17 protein-coding genes are annotated in these 18,521 nt (G+C 60.7%); 9 read left to right on the top strand and 8 right to left on the bottom strand.

The annotated features are described in order from the left end of the window. Positions 1-514: 514 nt before the first annotated feature. Positions 515-1,618 (top strand): choline metabolism transcriptional regulator GbdR, encoded by a 1,104-nt coding sequence (gene gbdR / locus BLW70_RS02910; protein WP_074871528.1) that lies wholly within the window; start codon positions 515-517, stop codon positions 1,616-1,618. A 129-nt stretch (positions 1,619-1,747) separates the two neighbouring features. Here the strand turns inward: gbdR and BLW70_RS02905 are convergent, their stop codons facing one another. From BLW70_RS02905 to BLW70_RS02880, 6 genes are all read right to left on the bottom strand, one after another. Next, the gene (locus BLW70_RS02905) at positions 1,748-2,011 is read right to left on the bottom strand and encodes a hypothetical protein (protein WP_074871527.1); all 264 of its coding nucleotides are present in this window, start codon (positions 2,009-2,011) and stop codon (positions 1,748-1,750) included. A 389-nt stretch (positions 2,012-2,400) separates the two neighbouring features. Continuing rightward, the gene (locus BLW70_RS02900) at positions 2,401-3,564 is read right to left on the bottom strand and encodes a gamma-butyrobetaine dioxygenase (RefSeq protein ID WP_074871525.1); all 1,164 of its coding nucleotides are present in this window, start codon (positions 3,562-3,564) and stop codon (positions 2,401-2,403) included. Positions 3,565-3,578: 14 nt separating this feature from the next. Further along, the gene (locus tag BLW70_RS02895) at positions 3,579-4,055 is read right to left on the bottom strand and encodes a thioesterase family protein (RefSeq protein ID WP_074871523.1); all 477 of its coding nucleotides are present in this window, start codon (positions 4,053-4,055) and stop codon (positions 3,579-3,581) included. A 144-nt stretch (positions 4,056-4,199) separates the two neighbouring features. Beyond that, complete coding sequence (locus tag BLW70_RS02890; RefSeq protein WP_074871522.1) at positions 4,200-5,165, bottom strand: L-carnitine dehydrogenase; 966 nt, start codon at positions 5,163-5,165, stop codon at positions 4,200-4,202. A gap of 142 nt (positions 5,166-5,307) precedes the next feature. Next, positions 5,308-6,195: a 3-dehydrocarnitine:acetyl-CoA trimethylamine transferase CdhC gene (locus BLW70_RS02885; protein ID WP_008151915.1), complete on the bottom strand. Its 888-nt coding sequence runs from the start codon at positions 6,193-6,195 to the stop codon at positions 5,308-5,310. A 74-nt stretch (positions 6,196-6,269) separates the two neighbouring features. Then, positions 6,270-7,214, bottom strand: coding sequence for a choline ABC transporter substrate-binding protein (locus tag BLW70_RS02880; protein WP_007907536.1), 945 nt, complete (start codon positions 7,212-7,214; stop codon positions 6,270-6,272). Positions 7,215-7,436: 222 nt separating this feature from the next. Between BLW70_RS02880 and BLW70_RS02875 the strand changes: the two genes are divergently transcribed. Further along, positions 7,437-8,396: a GlxA family transcriptional regulator gene (locus tag BLW70_RS02875; RefSeq protein ID WP_074871520.1), complete on the top strand. Its 960-nt coding sequence runs from the start codon at positions 7,437-7,439 to the stop codon at positions 8,394-8,396. A 141-nt stretch (positions 8,397-8,537) separates the two neighbouring features. Here BLW70_RS02875 and BLW70_RS02870 read toward each other — a convergent pair whose 3' ends face one another. Together BLW70_RS02870 and BLW70_RS02865 are read right to left on the bottom strand one after the other, a co-directional pair. Then, positions 8,538-8,954, bottom strand: coding sequence for a DUF3010 family protein (locus tag BLW70_RS02870; protein WP_074871518.1), 417 nt, complete (start codon positions 8,952-8,954; stop codon positions 8,538-8,540). A 61-nt stretch (positions 8,955-9,015) separates the two neighbouring features. Further along, entirely contained in the window at positions 9,016-9,417 is a 402-nt protein-coding gene (locus BLW70_RS02865; RefSeq protein ID WP_074871517.1) for a lysozyme inhibitor LprI family protein, read from the bottom strand. Positions 9,418-9,653: 236 nt separating this feature from the next. On the opposite strand from BLW70_RS02865, the gene BLW70_RS02855 reads away from it, so the two are divergent. The 7 genes from BLW70_RS02855 (at position 9,654) to BLW70_RS02825 (ending at position 18,227) form a co-directional block, all read left to right on the top strand. Beyond that, positions 9,654-10,631 carry a dipeptidase gene (locus BLW70_RS02855; RefSeq protein WP_007907542.1) on the top strand — a complete coding sequence of 326 codons (978 nt, stop codon included), beginning with the start codon at positions 9,654-9,656 and terminating at the stop codon, positions 10,629-10,631. A 162-nt stretch (positions 10,632-10,793) separates the two neighbouring features. Continuing rightward, entirely contained in the window at positions 10,794-11,324 is a 531-nt protein-coding gene (locus BLW70_RS02850; protein ID WP_008033249.1) for a DUF5943 domain-containing protein, read from the top strand. Positions 11,325-11,339: 15 nt separating this feature from the next. Beyond that, a complete protein-coding gene (dgcA, locus tag BLW70_RS02845; RefSeq protein ID WP_074871513.1) occupies positions 11,340-13,400 on the top strand; it encodes a dimethylglycine demethylation protein DgcA in 2,061 nt (686 codons plus the stop codon). Between the two features lie 161 nt (positions 13,401-13,561). Then, positions 13,562-15,511 (top strand): dimethylglycine demethylation protein DgcB, encoded by a 1,950-nt coding sequence (dgcB, locus tag BLW70_RS02840; RefSeq protein WP_074871512.1) that lies wholly within the window; start codon positions 13,562-13,564, stop codon positions 15,509-15,511. Beyond that, on the top strand, positions 15,511-16,731 hold the full coding sequence (gene etfA / locus BLW70_RS02835; RefSeq protein WP_074871510.1) for an electron transfer flavoprotein subunit alpha: 1,221 nt from the start codon (positions 15,511-15,513) through the stop codon (positions 16,729-16,731). Before dgcB ends, etfA begins: the two co-directional genes overlap by 1 nt. A gap of 15 nt (positions 16,732-16,746) precedes the next feature. Next, positions 16,747-17,517, top strand: a complete 771-nt coding sequence (etfB, locus tag BLW70_RS02830) for an electron transfer flavoprotein subunit beta (protein WP_030128552.1) — start codon at positions 16,747-16,749, stop codon at positions 17,515-17,517. A 143-nt stretch (positions 17,518-17,660) separates the two neighbouring features. Further along, entirely contained in the window at positions 17,661-18,227 is a 567-nt protein-coding gene (locus BLW70_RS02825) for a GNAT family N-acetyltransferase (RefSeq protein ID WP_074871508.1), read from the top strand. The last annotated feature ends 294 nt before the right edge of the window (positions 18,228-18,521 follow it).

Genomic DNA, 18,521 nt, shown 5'->3' with positions numbered 1-18,521 from the left:
GGGCGCGAAGCGGCCCTAAAATCTTTACGACTGCTACGCAGCCGAGCGGGAGCAAGCTCCCTCGCCACAGAAAGCTAATTACCCATGAAGACCAGTCAAAACTGCGCACAAAGTGAACACCCGATTCAAAACGCGCCACGTTTTGGAGCGTCGCTTACAGATAAGCCCCTTGCCCGATCCGGGATCCAAGTTGGCCATTACCGCCTGTCACCTGTGCTTGCGGTGACACTCTTCTCCAGGTCGCTGTAGCCCTGTTCCCACAAGTGCTACCGATTTGCTCACGCCCAACGGGGCAGAGCCTCTCCCGCCGATAATGGCACTTATAACCCCTACTCGCGACGCGGCTTATATAGACGCGGTGCGACGTCGTTTTCAGGAGTTATTGAACAGCCATTCAATTTTAGGCATGGCAATTGCTCTGTCATTACAAAGCCCGTCTCCCACGCGAGAACGATGGCAATAAAAAGAGCCTCCGCCTGAGGCCATCACCCGCTTTGTGTGAGGAGATACCGCGATGACGACGTTCAACTCCGGGGCCCAACCCCAGAACCGTGCGCCTCAATCCATCGGCTTTTTGCTGCTGGACAATTTCACGCTTATTTCTCTGGCCTCCGCAGTAGAACCCCTGCGCATGGCCAACCAACTGTCCGGCCGCGAGCTGTATCGCTGGACCACACTGACCGTCGACGGTGGCCAGGTCTGGGCCAGTGACGGTCTGCAGATCACTCCCGACTGCTCCATGCACAAAGCGCCTCCGATGGACACCATCATTGTCTGTGGCGGTATCGGCATCCAGCGCACTGTCACCCGTGAACACGTGTCATGGCTGCAAAGCCAGGCGCGTCAGTCCAAGCGTCTGGGCGCAGTCTGCACCGGTAGCTGGGCCCTGGCCTGCGCCGGCTTGCTGGACGGTTTTGATTGCAGCGTGCACTGGGAATGCCTGGCCGCCATGCAGGAAGCGTTTCCGCGTGTGGCCATGAGCACCCGGTTGTTCACCCTCGACCGTAACCGTTTCACCAGCTCCGGCGGTACTGCGCCGCTGGACATGATGCTGCACCTGATCAGCCGCGATCACGGCCGTGAACTGTCCGCCGCGATTTCGGAGATGTTTGTCTACGAACGCATCCGCAACGAGCAGGATCACCAGCGTGTGCCGCTCAAGCACATGCTCGGCACCAACCAGCCGAAGTTGCAGGAAATCGTCGCGCTGATGGAGGCCAACCTCGAAGAGCCGATCGACCTCGACGAACTGGCGGTGTATGTCGCCGTGTCGCGTCGTCAGCTGGAGCGGCTGTTCCAGAAATACCTGCACTGCTCGCCGTCGCGTTACTACCTCAAGCTGCGCTTGATCCGCGCACGGCAGTTGCTCAAGCAAACGCCGATGTCGATCATCGAAGTGGCGTCTGTATGTGGCTTCGTGTCCACGCCGCACTTCTCCAAGTGCTACCGCGAATACTTCGGCATTCCGCCACGTGACGAGCGCGTGGGTTCCAACACCACGCAACAAGTGGCGATGATGCCGCTGCCGCAAGCACTGGTGCTGTCGCCGTTGTCCGGGCCGTTGTCGGCGCTGAGCCAGGCGCGTAACGAGTCGACGTTCGCCAGCGTAAGGCTTTGATGCTCTGATCGTTCCCACGCTCTGCGTGGGAATGCCTCAATGGACGCTCTGCGTCCGCTTCGGCAGGGACGCGGAGCGTCCCGGGCTGCATTCCCACGCAGAGCGTGGGAACGATCACTACCCTGGAAATCAGGCGCTACGGCTTTGCTGATACTCCGCCAACGCCGGCAGCAGTTGTTTGTCGATGGCCTGTCGCACGGCCGGCAGGATGGTCGCGCTGCTGGTGTACATCTGCTTGACCATGGTCCGCAGCGTCATCGCCCGTTCATCGTTCAAGCCTCGCACTGCGCATTCACAAGCTTGCGCAGCTGTAGAGCCACTCGGTACTTGAAAACCCAACGATTTCAGCTGGCCCAACAGGTCTTCCTGGTCAATCAAATCGGCGTGCATCATGACGCAATCCTTCTTCAGGGAACGGTGTCGTGGTTCGATTCTCATAGGGGTACGGAGTGGCGGCAAGGACGATTTGTCGCAATGGCCGCAATACCTATGAACAGGTCGTTTTCGGCTAACTTGCTATGGCTGGGAGTGGGCACACTGGGATCAGCTGGCTTCACGAAGGTTTGGTCACCCTCGCGCAAACGGCTCCTCAACAGTACCCACCTCTGCCCCGATCCTGTCACGGCTTGATCGGGGTTTTTTTTGCCTGTGAATCAGGAAGGGATGGGGTGTCTGGGCTGATGCCATCGCGAGCAGGCTCACTCCCACATTCGCCCGCATTCTCCTGTTAGAACCCGGTCAACTGTGGGAGCGGGCTTGCCCGCGATGAACGATAACGCGGTCTACCGTTGCAGCACCAAAATCCGCGACAACAACTCATCCCGATCCACATAACAACCCTGAAAATGCCGGGCGCCAGTAGCAGGGTCGAAGGCGTTGCGGGCATGGAGGGTGCGGCGGTTGTCGAAACACCACATTTCGCCTGGGTTTAACCGCGTCATCACGCGGAATCGCGCCTCGCGGGTCATCGCAATAAAGCGGCGGTAGGCGTGATAGAGCGCGGGCATCTGCTCGACCGACGCATCGAACGGACCGCGCAGAAAGTTCGCCATGCGAATTTCCGAAACCTGCCCAAAGGCATCCAGCGCGATGATCGGCGCGAGACAGCGGTAGTCGCTGTGACGGTCTTTGTTGCGAAACTCCACCGGGATTTCGCAAAGGCTTTTGAACGCCTCGGGATCTTCATCGCGCAAGGCTTCGGCAATGGCAAAACCGTCGACGAAAATACTCTCGCCCCCTTCGGCGTCATTCACCAGGCAATGCAGAAATTGCAGCCCCGGTTGCAACTCCCGGGTCGGCAGGTCGCTGTGCAGCGGCAGGTTGAAAGCGGTGTAGGCATTGCTGTCGGCATCGGCCCTGGATTGCACGTTGAACAGCACGCCAAAATTGCTCTCGCGAATGAAGGAAATCCGCTGGGCAATCAACTTCAACGAGCCCGGCTCGGTGGGCACGCCGCGGACCTGAGTCAGGCCGGTATCGCGCACCGCCAGCAGCCATTGCAGCAAGGCGTGGTTGTCGTTCATCAACGCCGGGTAGTCGAACACTGGCAGCGTCAGGTTGCTGTACCAGAGCTGGCTTTTGGGCTTCGCGGCCCGGCGCTCGGCGCGGGACTCGTCGTCGTAGGCGTGGGCCCGTAGCCAGCCAGGATCGAAGCGGCTGAGATGGCCGTCCTGCCAATCGACACGCAGGCAGCCTTCGGCATCAACGCTGACGTTCGAGGGCTTCAGGTTTTCGGCGACGTCGACGATTTCCAGCACTTGCTCGCGGGTTACGGTGTAGACGCACAGCGGGCACGGGCAGTTGTCCCGCAGCCACTGATGATGAAACGGGCTGACACGGTCATCGGCCCACTTCACTTGAATTCGGTCCGCCAGGGTGTCTACGGCGGTCAACGCGCTGATCAACGGGTAGGTACGGAAGTCGGCAAAAGCGGCGGCGGTGTTCAATGGCGATCTCCTTGTTATTTTTTAGGGGGTAACGCGATCACTCGGCCAATGTAGTCGGGGGCGGGAAGGTCGGTTTGCTCGGCGACGATGGCTTGCAGCTTGCTCAAGGTGTCTTCGCTGAACGGTGCGGAGCGCGGCCCGGCAAGATCGACGTGCAGCAGCATTTGTTCATTACCCGCCAGCTCCTTGTCGTCACCCACCCGATGCAGGCTGTGATAGAGGTGCAGGCGTTTGCTGTCGTGGCCGATGATTTGGGTGTGCACTTCGACGTCGGCGTCGAGCTTCACTTCGTGCAGGTAATTGAGGTGCAGTTCGAGGGTGAACAGCGAGTTGCCGCTGGCTTCGCGGTTGGTGCTGTCCATGCCCAGACGATCCATCAGCGCATCGGTGGCATAGCTGAAAATCAGCAGGTAGAAAGCGTCGCGCAAGTGGCCGTTGTAGTCGACCCAGTCGGGGATGATTTTGGTTTGGTAGGTGGTGAGGGTGGGCATGATTCTCTCCAGGCATGATCGGGGTTGATCGTTCCCACGCTCCGCGTGGGAATGCCTCAATGGACGCTCTGCGTCCGCTTTTGGGACGCGGAGCGTCCCGGGCTGCATTCCCACGCAGAGCGTGGGAACGATCAGTGGGGAGGCTTATTCGCTGAAGGCCATCCCATGCTTCTCTTTGGTGGTCTTCACCGCCTCCAGCACTGCCAGCAAGCAATCATCACGATAGCGCTCCAGCGCGGAAATGCTGTGCGTGCCCAACTGATCGCTGGTGCCATCCACCACATCATCAATCAACTTGTCGGTCAGCTCCGGCGCCGGCAGATACGTCCACGGCAACTGCAATGCCGGCCCGAATTGCGCCATGAAGTGCCGCATGCCCGCATCGCCACCCGCCAGGGTGTACGTCAAGAACGTGCCCATGAACGACCAGCGCAGACCCGCGCCAAAGCGAATCGCATCATCGATTTCGCCGGTGGTCGCCACACCGTCGTTAACCAGGTGCAGCGCCTCACGCCAGAGCGCTTCGAGCAAACGGTCGGCGATAAAACCGGGTACTTCCTTGCGCACGTGCAGCGGACGCATGCCCAAGGATTCATAGACTTTCATGGCCGCTTGAACCGCTTCCGGGGCGGTGTTTTTGCCGCCCACCACTTCCACCAGCGGCAGCAAGTAAACCGGGTTGAACGGGTGGCCGACGACGCAGCGTTCCGGGTGCGTCGAGCTCTCGTAGAACTCGCTCGGCAACAGGCCGGAAGTACTGGAACCGATCAAGGCATTGGGCTTGGCCGCCGCGCTGATTTTGGCGTGCAGTTCCAGTTTCAGGTCCAGACGCTCGGGGGCGCTTTCCTGAATAAAATCCGCATCGCGAACGCATTCTTCGATAGTGGCGACAAAGCGCAACCGATCCTGCGATGCGCCTGGCGCAAGGCCCTGTTTCTCCAACGCGCCCCAGGCATTGGCGACGCGTTTGCGCAGCGCGGATTCAGCACCGGGCGCCGGGTCCCAGGCCACCACGTCGAGGCCGTGGGCGAGGGCGCGGGACACCCAACCGCTGCCGATGACACCGCTGCCCAGGGCGGCGAAGGTTTTGATTTCAGTGATAAAGCTCATGGTCACTTCCTGAATTTGGCTCGGAAAAAACTGTGGGAGCGAGCCTGCTCGCGATGGCGTCGGTACATCCGATGCATCAATTGAGGCAGGTAAACCGCTATCGCGAGCAGGCTCACTCCCACAGGGGGAAAGTGTGTAAGGGTCAACCGCGCTTGGTCAGGCCCATTTTTGCCCGGCCTTCCGCCGGGGTCAGAACACGGGCGCCGAGGCGGCTGAGGATTTCCGAGGCGCGTTCGACCAGTTGGCCGTTGGTCGCCAGTACGCCCTTGTCCAGCCAGATGTTGTCTTCCAGGCCGACCCGCACGTTGCCGCCGAGTAGCACCGCTTGGGCCGCCATCGGCATCTGCATGCGACCGATGCCGAAGCCGGCCCAGACCGCATTGGCGGGCAGGTTGTCGACCATGGCTTTCATGGTGGTGGTATCAGCCGGCGCACCCCACGGAATGCCCAGGCAGAGTTGGAACAGCGGGTCGTCGAGCAGGCCTTCCTTGATCAACTGTTTGGCGAACCACAGGTGACCGGTATCGAAAATTTCCAGCTCGGCCTTTACTCCCAGCTCTTGAATGCGTTTGGCGCCAGCGCGTAGCTGGGCCGGGGTGGACACGTAAATGGTGTCGCCGTCGCCGAAGTTCAGGGTGCCGCAATCGAGGGTGCAGATTTCCGGCAGCAGTGCTTCAACGTGGGCCAGACGGGTCAGCGGGCCGACCAGGTCGGTGTTCGGGCCGAACTCCATCGGGTTCTCGCCCGCACCGATTTCCAGGTCGCCGCCCATGCCGGCGGTGAGGTTGACGATGATGTCCACGTCCGCCTCGCGGATGCGCTCCATCACTTCGCGATACAGCGCGACATCACGGCTGAATTTTCCGGTTTCGGGGTTACGAACGTGGCAGTGAACGACCGTGGCGCCAGCCTTGGCGGCTTCCACGGCGGCTGCGGCGATTTGTTTCGGGGTGACCGGCACGTGTGGGCTCTTGCTGGTCGTGTCGCCAGCACCGGTGAGTGCGCAGGTGATGATGACGTCGTGGTTCATGAGGCGGGTTCCTTGCAGGCGTGATGATTCCGTTCGCAGCCCGGTCGGGCTGCGAGTCGGTGGTTCAATCGGGTTTATTTACTGGTCAGTTTCAGGTTTTCAGCGGCGGGTTTGCCATCGAAGGTGGTTACGCCTTCGAGCCAGCGTTGCTTGTCTTGCGGGTGATCCTTGAGCCATTGCTTGGCCGACTCGAAAGCGTCCTTGTGATCCAGCAATGGCTGCATCATCCGGCTCTCGTCTTCGGCGGTGTAGGTCAGGTTGCTCAGCAAACGACCGATGTTCGGGCATTGTTCGGCGTATTTCGGCGCGGTGACGGTCCAGACCGTGGCCATGCCTTCGTTCGGGCCGAGGGCGTCTTCGCTGCCAGTGAGGTAAGTCATTTGCACGTTGACGTTCATCGGGTGCGGCGCCCAGCCGAAGAACACCACGGCCTCCTTGCGTCGCACGGCGCGATCCACCGCCGCGAGCATGCCGGCCTCACTGGACTCGACCAACTGGAACTTGCCAAGGCCAAACTGGTTCTTGGCGATCATTGCCTTGATCTGGGTATTGGCGCCCGAGCCAGGCTCGATGCCGTAGATTTTGCCGCCCAGTTCCTTTTCAAACTTGGCGATGTCGGCAAAGGTTTTCAGGCCTTTGTCGGCGAGGTAAGTCGGCACGGCGAGGGTGGCGCGAGCATCCTTGAGGCTCGGTGCTTCCAGCACTTCGACTTGCTTGGCATCGACGAACGGGGTGATGGTCTGGGTCATTAGCGGGTTCCAGTAACCGAGGAACAAGTCCAGGCGCTGGTCGCGGATCCCGGCGAAGATGATTTGCTGGGATGCGCTGGTTTGTTTGGTGTTGTAGCCGAGGCCATCGAGCAGGACTTGGGTCATGGCACTGGTGGCGATCACGTCGGTCCAGTTCACCACGCCCATGCGCACGTTCTGGCATGAAGCAGGTTCGGCCGCCATGACGCTGGCGCTCAGGAAAGCGGTACCGCTGAGTGCAAGAACACAGCTGCTGATCAGTCGTTTCATGTCGGGTTCCTCGGCAGACGTTATTGTGGGTTCCGGCATCTTTGTGTGCCGGTGATGCCAAGTTACGCAGCTAAGGCCCTGTGAAAACGCACTGCGGCGACCAGCTCTTGCACTGCGGCGACCTGCGCTCTTGAATGCCGCGTGCAAGTGGCGTATCAACGTCCACACGGTACCCGCCTCTCGTTACCTGGCCTCTTTTTACCTGCTAAGCGAGTGCGCTCCATGTCCCAGGATTTCTACTTCTTGTTGATGCCGGGTTTCTCGGCGATCGGATTTATCTCGGCCATCGAGCCGTTGCGGGTCGCCAATCGTTTTCGTGGCGAGCTCTACCGCTGGCATGTACTCAGCGCGGACGGCGGGGCGGTATTGGCCAGCAACGGCATGTCGGTCAACGCCGATGCGGCGCTGGAACCGCTGAAGAAAGGCGCAACCTTGCTGGTAATCGCCGGATTCGAACCGCTGAAGTTCACCACCCCGGCCCTGGAGCACTGGTTACGCCGCCTGGATAACGAAGGCGTGACCCTCGGCGCCATCGACACCGGCAGTTTCATCCTCGCCGAAGCCGGCCTGCTCGACGGCCATCGCCTGACCCTGCACTGGGAAGCCATCGACGCCTTCAAGGAGTCCTACCCGCAGCTGAGCGTCACCCAGGAGCTGTTCGAGATCGACCGCCGGCGCATTACCTCCGCCGGCGGCACCGCGTCCATCGACCTGATGCTCGACCTTATCGCCCAGGCCCACGGCCCGGAACTGGCGATCCAGGTCAGCGAACAATTCGTACTCGGCCGTATCCGCCCGCGCAAAGACCACCAGCGCATGGAAGTCGCCACGCGGTATGGCATCAGCAACAAGAAACTTGTTCACGTGATTGGGGAGATGGAACAGCACAGCGAGCCGCCGCTCAGTACGCTGGAGCTGGCGGAATCGATCAAGGTCACCCGACGGCAACTGGAGCGATTGTTTCGCCTGCACCTGAACGACACACCGAGCAACTTCTACCTGCGTTTGCGGCTGGAGAAGGCTCGGCAGTTACTGCGCCAAACGGACATGAGCGTGCTGGAAGTGAGTATCGCGTGCGGGTTTGAATCGCCGTCATATTTCACCCGCAGCTATCGGGCGCGGTTTGAGCGGTGTCCGCGGGAGGATCGGCGGCGGCTCGGGGATGGCCGGGAGCTGGTCTGAATTCAAGTTTTGACAACACCAGAGAAGAATCCTGTGGGAGCGAGCCTGCTCGCGATGGCGGTCTGTCATTCAAGTTGATGTCGACTGATCCACCGCTATTGCGAGCAGGCCCGCTCCCACAGTTTTGATCTGCTGCGAACGTTACTTCTTCATCAGCGCCGAACAGGCCGCTTTGTACGCCTCATGCTGATACTTGTTCAACGTGGTCGGCAGTTCGAAGTCGAATTTCTTGTTCTGCGCATTGATCGTCTGTGGCGACAGCAGCGTGACCTCGCAATTCTCCAGCAACTGGAAAACACCCTCGATCTTGAACGTGGTCGGCCCACCGGCAAACTCGCCTTTCTTGCTGCGCTTCTTGATCGCGATCCGATCAATGGAGTTCTCGCGTACAAACGACGCCACTTGAGCGGCAAAGACTTTGACGTTCGCGGCTTCATCGTCATCGTCGAGGGCGATTTTCTTGGTGGTCAGGGCGACATGGCTCAAGACCTGATCGTCGAGGGAGGCCACGGCGATGATGGCTTCGCTGCCTTTGATTTCGATGCCGCAGATTTTCATTTGAATCCCTTTACTGGCTGAAGATGTTCAGCTTACAGGTCTGGTTGGCAGGGGTTTGTACTTACTCCTGCCCAATCGACTCCAAAAACTCCGACCGCTCGTCACTCATCCGCGCCACACAGTCATTCTGCGCAATGGTGAACGCCTTGCTACCGCTCGTCGCCGGAAACGCCTCGACTGCGCAATCCGCATCCCGGGTCTTCAGCCACTGCTGTTGAGCAGCCTTGAGCTTGGCGGTGATGTCGGTCAGTTGCGCCGGGTTCTTTTCGTAGAGCATTTGCATGCGATCGGCCAGGCTTTTGTAGTTCTCGCTCAGCAGGTCTTCGGCGGCGGTTCTGCTGTAGACCGAGCATTCCAGGGTCTGGACCTCGTTTTCGACTTTGTCGCAGGGGTTGTCGTCGGCTTCTTCAGCCGCGTGTACGCCGGTCGCCATAAGTGCCAAAGCCAGGAAGATCGATTTCATTGCGCCGCCGCCCCTTTTTCCAGTGAAGCATCCAGTAATGGCGCGAATTCTGGCTCATGCGCAGGCCCTTGAACAGGTGGCCCATGTCGTCTGTCGACGACCCTTTGTCGCGGATTGACGCTTTCGGCAAACCCCCTGTCGTTTTTGCACCCGGCTGCCCCCTCCCTCAGGCATATGCTGGCCCCAAAGCGCCGGCACACGATTCGGCGCATGAATCGCTAATAGGGGACAGCCTGATGAGCCCAGCCGAATTGCACGCCGACAGCATCGTTATCGACGGTCTGATTATTGCCAAGTGGAACCGTGAGCTGTTCGAAGACATGCGCAAGGGCGGTCTGACCGCGGCCAACTGCACCGTGTCGGTGTGGGAGGGCTTCCAGGCCACCGTCAACAATATCGCCGCCAGCCAGAAGCTGATCCGCGAAAACAGCGACCTGGTGATTCCAGTGCGCACCACCGCCGATATCCGCAAGGCTAAAGAGCAGGGCAAGACCGGCATCCTGTTCGGCTTCCAGAATGCTCACGCCTTTGAAGACCAGATCGGCTATGTCGAGGTGTTCAAGCAGCTGGGCGTCGGTATCGTGCAGATGTGCTACAACACCCAGAACCTGGTTGGCACCGGTTGCTACGAGCGTGATGGCGGGCTGTCGGGTTTCGGTCGTGAAATCGTCGCCGAGATGAACCGCGTCGGCGTCATGTGCGACCTGTCCCACGTCGGCTCGAAGACCTCCGAAGAAGTCATCCTCGAATCGAAGAAGCCGGTCTGCTACTCCCATTGCCTGCCGTCGGGCCTGAAAGTCCACCCGCGCAACAAGTCCGATGAAGAACTGAAGTTCATCGCCGATCACGGCGGTTTCGTCGGCGTGACCATGTTCGCGCCGTTCCTGGCCAAGGGCATCGATTCGACCATCGACGACTACGCCGAAGCCATCGAATACACCATGAACATCGTCGGCGAAGACGCCATCGGCATCGGCACCGACTTCACCCAGGGCCATGGCCAGGACTTCTTCGAATACCTGACCCATGACAAGGGCTACGCCCGCCGCCTGACCAGCTTCGGCAAGATCATCAACCCGCTGGGCATCCGCACCGTCGGCGAGTTCCCGAACCTGACCGAAACCCTGCTCAAGCGCGGCCATTCAGAGCGCGTGGTGCGCAAGATCATGGGCGAGAACTGGGTCAACGTCTTGAAGGACGTCTGGGGCGAGTAAGCCCACTTTGAACAACGATCCCTTGTAGCAGCCGCCGAGGAACGAGGCTGCGTCGGGCTGCGAAGCGGCCCCCGAGGGCGGTCCTACGGACACGCAACGCAGCCTCGTACCTCGGCAGCTGCTACGCAAAACACACAACGAATTTTCTGGAGTTAAGTTTCCATGGCCAAGATCGCCCCGCAATTGCCAATCGAAGTCGACAGCGAAACCGGTGTCTGGACCTCCGACGCCCTGCCAATGCTGTACGTACCGCGTCACTTCTTCGTTAACAACCACATGGGCATCGAGGAAGTGCTGGGCGCCGACGCCTACGCCGAAATCCTCTACAAGGCCGGCTACAAGTCCGCCTGGCACTGGTGTGAAAAAGAAGCTGAATGCCACGGCCTGGAAGGCGTTGCGGTGTTCGAACACTACATGAAGCGTCTGTCGCAACGCGGCTGGGGCCTGTTCAAGATCCAGGACATCGACCTCGACAAAGGCACCGCCAGCGTCAAGCTCGAACACTCCGCATTTGTTTATGTGTACGGCAAGGTCGGGCGCAAGGTCGACTACATGTTCACCGGTTGGTTTGCCGGTGCCATGGACCAGATCCTGCAAGCCCGTGGCAGCAAAATCCGCACCGTTGCCGAACAGGTTTACGGTGGCTCCGAAGAAGGCCACGACGACGGCCTGTTCACCGTCAAGCCGTTGTAAGTCGAGGAACCCGCCATGGCTTTCGAAGCAATGTTCCAGCCGATCCAGATCGGCAAACTGACCATCCGTAACCGCGTGCTCAGCACCGCGCACGCCGAGGTTTATGCCACCGACGGCGGCATGACCACCGACCGGTACGTCAAGTATTACGAAGAGAAAGCCAAGGGCGGGATCGGCCTGGCGATTTGCGGCGGTTCCTCCAGTGTGGCCATCGACAGCCCGCAAGGCTGGTGGAAGTCGGTCAACCTGGCCGAAGACCGGATCATTCCGCACTTCCAGAACCTGGCCGATGCCATGCACAAGCATGGCGCCAAGATCATGATCCAGATTACCCACATGGGTCGTCGTTCCCGTTGGGATGGCGAGCATTGGCCAACCCTGCTGTCGCCGTCGGGCATCCGTGAGCCGGTGCACCGTGCGACCTGCAAAACCATCGAGCCGGAAGAAATCTGGCGGGTGATCGGCAACTACGCCAGCGCCGCCGGGAGGGCCAAGGCCGGTGGCCTGGACGGCGTCGAGCTGTCCGCCGTGCACCAGCACATGATCGACCAGTTCTGGAGCCCGCGAGTCAACAAGCGTACCGACGAATGGGGCGGCAGCTTCGAGAACCGTATGCGTTTCGGCCTGGAAGTGATCAAGGCTGTGCGCAAGGAAGTCGGTCCGGATTTCTGCGTCGGCATTCGTCTGTGCGGTGATGAATTCCACCCGGACGGCTTGTCCCACGAAGACATGAAGCAGATCGCCAAGTACTACGACGACACCGGCATGATCGACTTCATCGGCGTGGTGGGTTCGGGTTGCGACACCCACAACACCCTGGCCAACGTTATTCCGAACATGAGTTATCCACCGGAGCCCTTCCTGCATTTGGCCGCCGGTATCAAGGAAGTGGTGAAGGCCCCGGTGCTGCACGCGCAGAACATCAAGGACCCGAACCAGGCGACCCGTATTCTGGAAGGCGGCTACGTGGACATGGTCGGCATGACCCGCGCCCACATCGCTGACCCGCACCTGATCGCCAAGATCAAAATGGGCCAGGTCGACCAGATCAAACAATGCGTCGGCGCCAACTACTGCATCGACCGTCAGTACCAGGGCCTGGACGTCTTGTGCATCCAGAACGCCGCGACCTCCCGTGAATACATGGGCGTGCCACACATCATCGAGAAGTCGACCGGTGTGAAGCGCAAAGTCGTGGTGGTCGGTGCCGGCCCTGCCGGGATGGAAGCGGCTCGCGTGTCGGCCGAACGTGGCCACGACGTGACCCTGTTCGAAAAGAAAGAATTCATCGGCGGGCAAATCACTACCGCGTCGAAAGCTCCACAACGGGACCAGATCGCCGGTATCACTCGTTGGTTCCAACTGGAACTGGCGCGTTTGAAAGTCGATCTGCGCCTGGGCGTGGCGGCGGATGCGGCGACTATTCTCGACCTGCGTCCGGACGTGGTGGTGCTCGCCGTCGGCGGCCATCCATTCCTGGAGCAGAACGAGCACTGGGGCGCGGCTGAAGGCCTGGTGGTCAGCAGCTGGGACATCCTTGATGGCAAGGTTGCACCGGGCAAGAACGTGCTGGTCTACGACACCATCTGCGAGTTCACCGGGATGTCGACCGCCGATTTCCTCGCCGACAAGGGCAGCCAGGTCGAGATCGTCACCGACGACATCAAACCGGGCGTGGCCATCGGCGGTACGTCGTTCCCGACGTACTACCGCAGCATGTACCCGAAAGAAGTGATCATGACCGGCGACATGATGCTGGAGAAGGTCTACCGCGAAGGTGACAAGCTGGTGGCGGTGCTGGAAAACGAATACACCGGCGCCAAAGAGGAGCGGGTGGTGGACCAGGTCGTCGTCGAAAACGGTGTGCGTCCAGACGAAGAAATCTACTACGCGCTGAAGGAAGGCTCGCGCAACAAAGGCCAGATGGACATCGAAGCTTTGTTCGCGATCAAGCCGCAACCTTCGTTGAGCCAGGCGGGCGACGGCTACTTGCTGTTCCGCATCGGCGACTGCGTGGCCCAGCGCAACACCCACGCGGCGATCTATGACGCGTTGCGGTTGTGCAAAGACTTCTAACGGCTTGCACATGACCTTGTGGGAGCGGGCTTGCCCGCGATAGCGGTGGGTCAGTCAATGCAGATGTGACTGGCAAAATGCAATCGCGGGCAAGCCCGCTCCCACAGGAACCGAGTCAGGCATCTCGACCTGCAAGACCCTGCGGTCTTTGGGAGCTCCACATGTTGAACACCCTTCTTCCAATCCTGTTGTTCGCTGCCTTGGGCCTGGCTGTCCTGGGCGCGTTGCGGCGGGTGGCTATGTGGCGTCAGGGCCGGGCGTCGAAAGTCGACCTGATCGGCGGTCTGTTCGCCATGCCCAAACGCTACATGGTCGATTTGCACCATGTCGTCGCGCGGGACAAATACATCGCCAACACTCACGTCGCCACGGCTGGCGGTGCGGTGGCGTCCATTGTGCTGGCGATTCTGGTTCACGGTTTTGGCCTGCATAACCGCATCCTCGGTTATGCACTGCTGCTGATGTCGGCGGTGATGTTTGTCGGCGCGATCTTTATGTTCCTGCGCCGTCGCAATCCTCCAGCCCGCTTGTCCAAAGGCCCATGGATGCGCCTGCCGAAAAGCCTGATGGCGTTCTCGGCGTCGTTCTTCCTGTTGACCCTGCCGGTCGCTGGCATCCTCCCGGAAAACTTCGGTGGCTGGGTCGTGGCTGCGATCCTTGGCGTCGGTGTGCTGTGGGGCGTTAGCGAACTGTTCTTAGGCATGACCTGGGGCGGGCCGATGAAGCACGCCTTCGCCGGTGCCTTGCACCTGGCCTGGCACCGTCGCGCCGAACGCTTTGGCGGCGGCCGTTCCACCGGTTTGAAACCGCTGGACCTGAACGACCCAACCGCGCCACTGGGCGTGGAAAAACCCAAGGACTTCACCTGGAACCAACTGCTCGGCTTCGACGCCTGCGTGCAGTGCGGTAAATGCGAAGCCGCGTGCCCGGCGTTCGCTGCCGGCCAGCCGCTGAACCCGAAAAAGCTGATTCAGGACATGGTCGTTGGCCTGGCCGGTGGCACCGACGCCAAATTCGCTGGCAGCCCTTATCCGGGCAAGGCCATCGGCGAACACGCCGGCAACCCGCATCAACCGATCGTCAACGGTCTGGTGGACGCCGAAACCTTGTGGTCCTGCACCACTTGCCGCGCCTGCGTCGAGGAGTGCCCGATGATGATCGAGCACGTCGACGCCATCGTCGACATGCGCCGCCATCTGACCCTGGAGAAAGGCGCGACCCCGAACAAGGGCGCCGAAGTCCTGGAAAACCTGATCGCCACCGACAACCCTGGCGGTTTCGCCCCGGGTGGGCGGATGAACTGGGCAGCGGATTTGAACCTCAATCTGATGAGCGAGAAGAAATCCGTCGACGTGCTGTTCTGGGTCGGCGACGGAGCCTTCGACATGCGCAACCAGCGCACCCTGCGCGCCTTCGTCAAAGTGCTGAAAGCGGCCAAGGTCGACTTCGCGGTACTGGGCCTCGAAGAGCGCGACAGCGGTGACGTAGCCCGACGTCTGGGCGACGAAGCGACCTTCCAGCTGTTGGCCAAACGCAACATCCAGACCCTGGCCAAGTACAATTTCAACCGCATCGTCACCTGCGACCCCCACAGCTTCCACGTGCTGAAAAACGAGTACGGCGCCTTCGACGGCAACTACCTCGTGCAGCACCACAGCACCTACATGGCGGAAATCATCGGCGCTGGCGCCCTGAACCTCGGCCAGCACAAAGGCAGCAGCGTGACTTATCACGACCCTTGCTACCTGGGCCGCTACAACGGCGAATACGAGGCGCCGCGTGAAGTGCTGCGCGCCCTGGGGATCGAGATCAAGGAAATGCAACGCTCCGGTTTCCGCTCACGCTGCTGCGGCGGCGGTGGCGGTGCGCCGATCACCGACATCCCGGGCAAGCAACGGATCCCCGACATGCGCATGGAAGACATCCGCGAAACTGGCGCCGAACTGGTGGCCGTGGGTTGTCCACAGTGCACCGCGATGCTCGAAGGCGTGGTCGAACCTCGGCCGCTGATCAAGGACATCGCCGAACTGGTGGCGGACGCGTTGCTCGAAGACGCGGCCCCGAGCAAGCCGACCAAACCGGCCCAACGTGAACCTGCGGAGGCCCACTGATGAGCGACATTATCCGCCGCGACCCACGCGCCGAATGGATCGCCCGTAACCGTCTGCACCCGCTGCACGCGGCCATGCAACCGGCGCAACACAGCTGGATGGGGCCTAACGGCGTCATCCGCAAGAATCCCCATGGCATCGGTTTTATCGGTCCCAACGGGATCAAGCGGATCGACCGCAGCGGCGCACAACAAGGCGGGGCGACTAAACGCTCGGCCGCGGTTGAAGTGCAATTGCCGCTGCATCAAGTGCCACAACCGGCGTTCTACATCAGCGTGGTGCCGGATATGGTTGGCGGCCGCTTGAGCAGCCACGACCGCGACTTGCTCGGCCTGGCTCATCAGTTGGCCGGTAACGACGGCGCGGTACTGGCCGTGGTCTTCGGCGAGCACAAGGAAAATGCCTTCGCCACCGCTGGCGTTGATCGCTTGCTGGTGCTGGATGGCGAAGAATTCAGCGGTTATGCACCGGAACAACGGGTCCAGGGCCTGCGGGCTGTGGATAACCAGTTCAGCCCGCGTCACTGGCTGCTACCGGACAGCCGCAGTGGCGGTGGTGAATTGGGTCGACGCTTTGCCGCCGCGCTGGGCGAACGCCCGGCCACGCGGGTCTGGCAGGTCAAGGATGAGGAATGCATCGGCCGCGCCGGTGCCGGTTTGCAAGACCTTGCGCGCCCGGTGGCACGCTTGATCCTGGCTGCCGTCGAATGCGCCGAACCTGTGAGCGAAACCCGTCACGAAGCCTTGCCGGTGGAGTTATCCACAGCCGTGGCTCGCAGCTTGTCGCGCATCGAGGATTTGGGCGCGGTGGCGGTGGACCCGGCAGCGATTCCGATGGCCGAAGCCGAGTTCATCTTCTCCGGCGGCAATGGGGTCAAGGACTGGGGACTTTTCCACAGGACCGCCGAAGCGCTGGGTGCTACCGAAGGCGCCTCCCGTGTGGCGGTGGACGATGGCTTCATGGCGCGCGACCGTCAGGTCGGTGCGTCCGGCACCTGGGTCACCGCTCGGGTTTACGTGGCCGTGGGGATTTCCGGGGCGATCCAGCACCTGCAAGGCATCGGTGCCTGCGACAAGGTGGTGGCGATCAACCTCGATCCTGGTTGCGACATGATCAAACGGGCCGACTTGTCGGTGATCGGCGAGAGCGCCGAGATTCTTCAAGCCTTGATCGATGCGGTAGCGGCTTACCGCAACGAAGCCAAGCGCGATGCGGCTTAAGGAAAGGAAAGGGTTATGAGCACGAAAATCATCAGCCTGGTGTCCATCGGCGCCCACCCGACTTCCGGCCGGCCACGTCGCGCGGAGCAGGATGCGCGGGCGGTGGAGCTGGGCTTGCAACTGGCTGGGGATAACCTGCAAGTGCTGCATGCCGGCGATGTTGCCGAACCTGCATTGCGCGCCTATTTGGGTATGGGCCTGGAACAGCTGCACGTGCTGGAGCAACCGGAAGGCGCCGATGCGCTGCCGGCATTGACTGCGTATTTGCGTGATGCCGGGGCGCAGGTCGTGCTGACCGGCAGCCAGGCGGAAACCGGTGAAGGCTCGGGCATGTTGCCGTTTTTGCTGGCCGAAAGCCTGGGCTGGCCGCTGGTGGTGGGGTTGGCGCAAGTCGAATCGATCGACGGTGGTTCGGCGCTCGTACTGCAGGCCTTGCCTCGCGGTCAGCGCCGTCGGTTGAAAGTGCGCCTGCCATTTCTCGCCACTGTGGATAACGCGGCACCGAAGCCTCGGCAGAGCGCCTACGGCCCGGCCCGACGCGGGGTGTTGCAGGCGGATGAAGTCGAAGTCATCGACGATGAACTGCTGGCGGTCGCCACCCTGCAACCCGCCAAGCCCCGGCCTAAACGGTTGAAGGTGATCAAGGCCAAGAGCGGCGCGGACCGGATGAAAGCCGCAACGGCCAAGGCCAGCGGTGGCGGCGGGCAGGTGCTCAAAGGCGTGACGGCGCAAGCCGGTGCCGAAGCGATCCTCAAGTTGCTGATCGAAGAAGGCGTAGTCCGCTAACAGCTATCAACACCCATCTAATGTGGGAGCGAGCCTGCTCGCGAAAGGGGCGCAGTCAACATCTCCGGCGACTGATCCACCGCATTTCGCGAGCAGGCTCGCTCCCACAGGGTGCTCGTGTCACCGACATTTATGGGGAAATAATGACCGTTGAATTTCGTTCGGCCCTGCGCGCGGATGCGCGGGAGATTGCTCGCTTGTTCCAGATTTCGTCGGAAGGTGCTGCGGATTACATCTGGAGCCAACTGGCGCAACCCGGTCAGGATCTACTGGACGTGGGCGCCAGTCGTTACGCCCGTGACGACGTCGATTTTTCTTATCAGAACTGCCTCATCGCCGAGGCGGATGGGGCTGTCATCGGCATGATGCACAGCTACGTGATGCGTCACGACCCGCTGGCGCCTCCAGTGACCGATCCAGTCCTGGCGCCGTACGCCAAGCTGGAAATCCCCGACACCCTCTATATTTCCAGCCTGGCGCTGCATGAAGGCTGGCGAAACCAGGGCCTGGGCAAGCAGTTCCTCGACTATGCCTACGACCGTGCCAATCAGCTGGGGCTCAATGGCTTGAGCCTGATCGACTACGCCATGAACACCGGCGCCTGTCGGTTTTACGAGCGACATGGCTTTCGTATTGTCGATACCTGCCAGATCACGCCGCATCCGATGATTCGGGTCACGGGCGAGGCCTATCTGATGTATCGGCCCTGATGAGAGCTACATGTTTCTGTGAGCTGGCTTCTGGAAATCGACTCGGGATGGTCGTGTTTCAACACGACCTGATCGTGGTTACCCACAATCCCTGTTAGCGCTTCTGTGGATAACGTGTTCGCCCATCGCTACAACCCATACAAATCAGGCCCTGCAAGCCTTCGTACAAAAAACAACCAACCTAACTTGCGGTTTTTTCAGGCTTTTTCCAGAGGATAAGTTTGTACGCAAGCCAATACTTGCCCCCAATCTCTGTTAGCGTATCTGTGGATAAGATGTTCGCTGTCCTCTGCA

The organism is Pseudomonas frederiksbergensis, from assembly GCF_900105495.1.
Lineage (GTDB): Bacteria > Pseudomonadota > Gammaproteobacteria > Pseudomonadales > Pseudomonadaceae > Aquipseudomonas > Aquipseudomonas frederiksbergensis.
The sequence above is the reverse complement of the archived record's forward strand: the minus strand, read 5'-3'. Positions and strand labels throughout refer to the sequence as shown.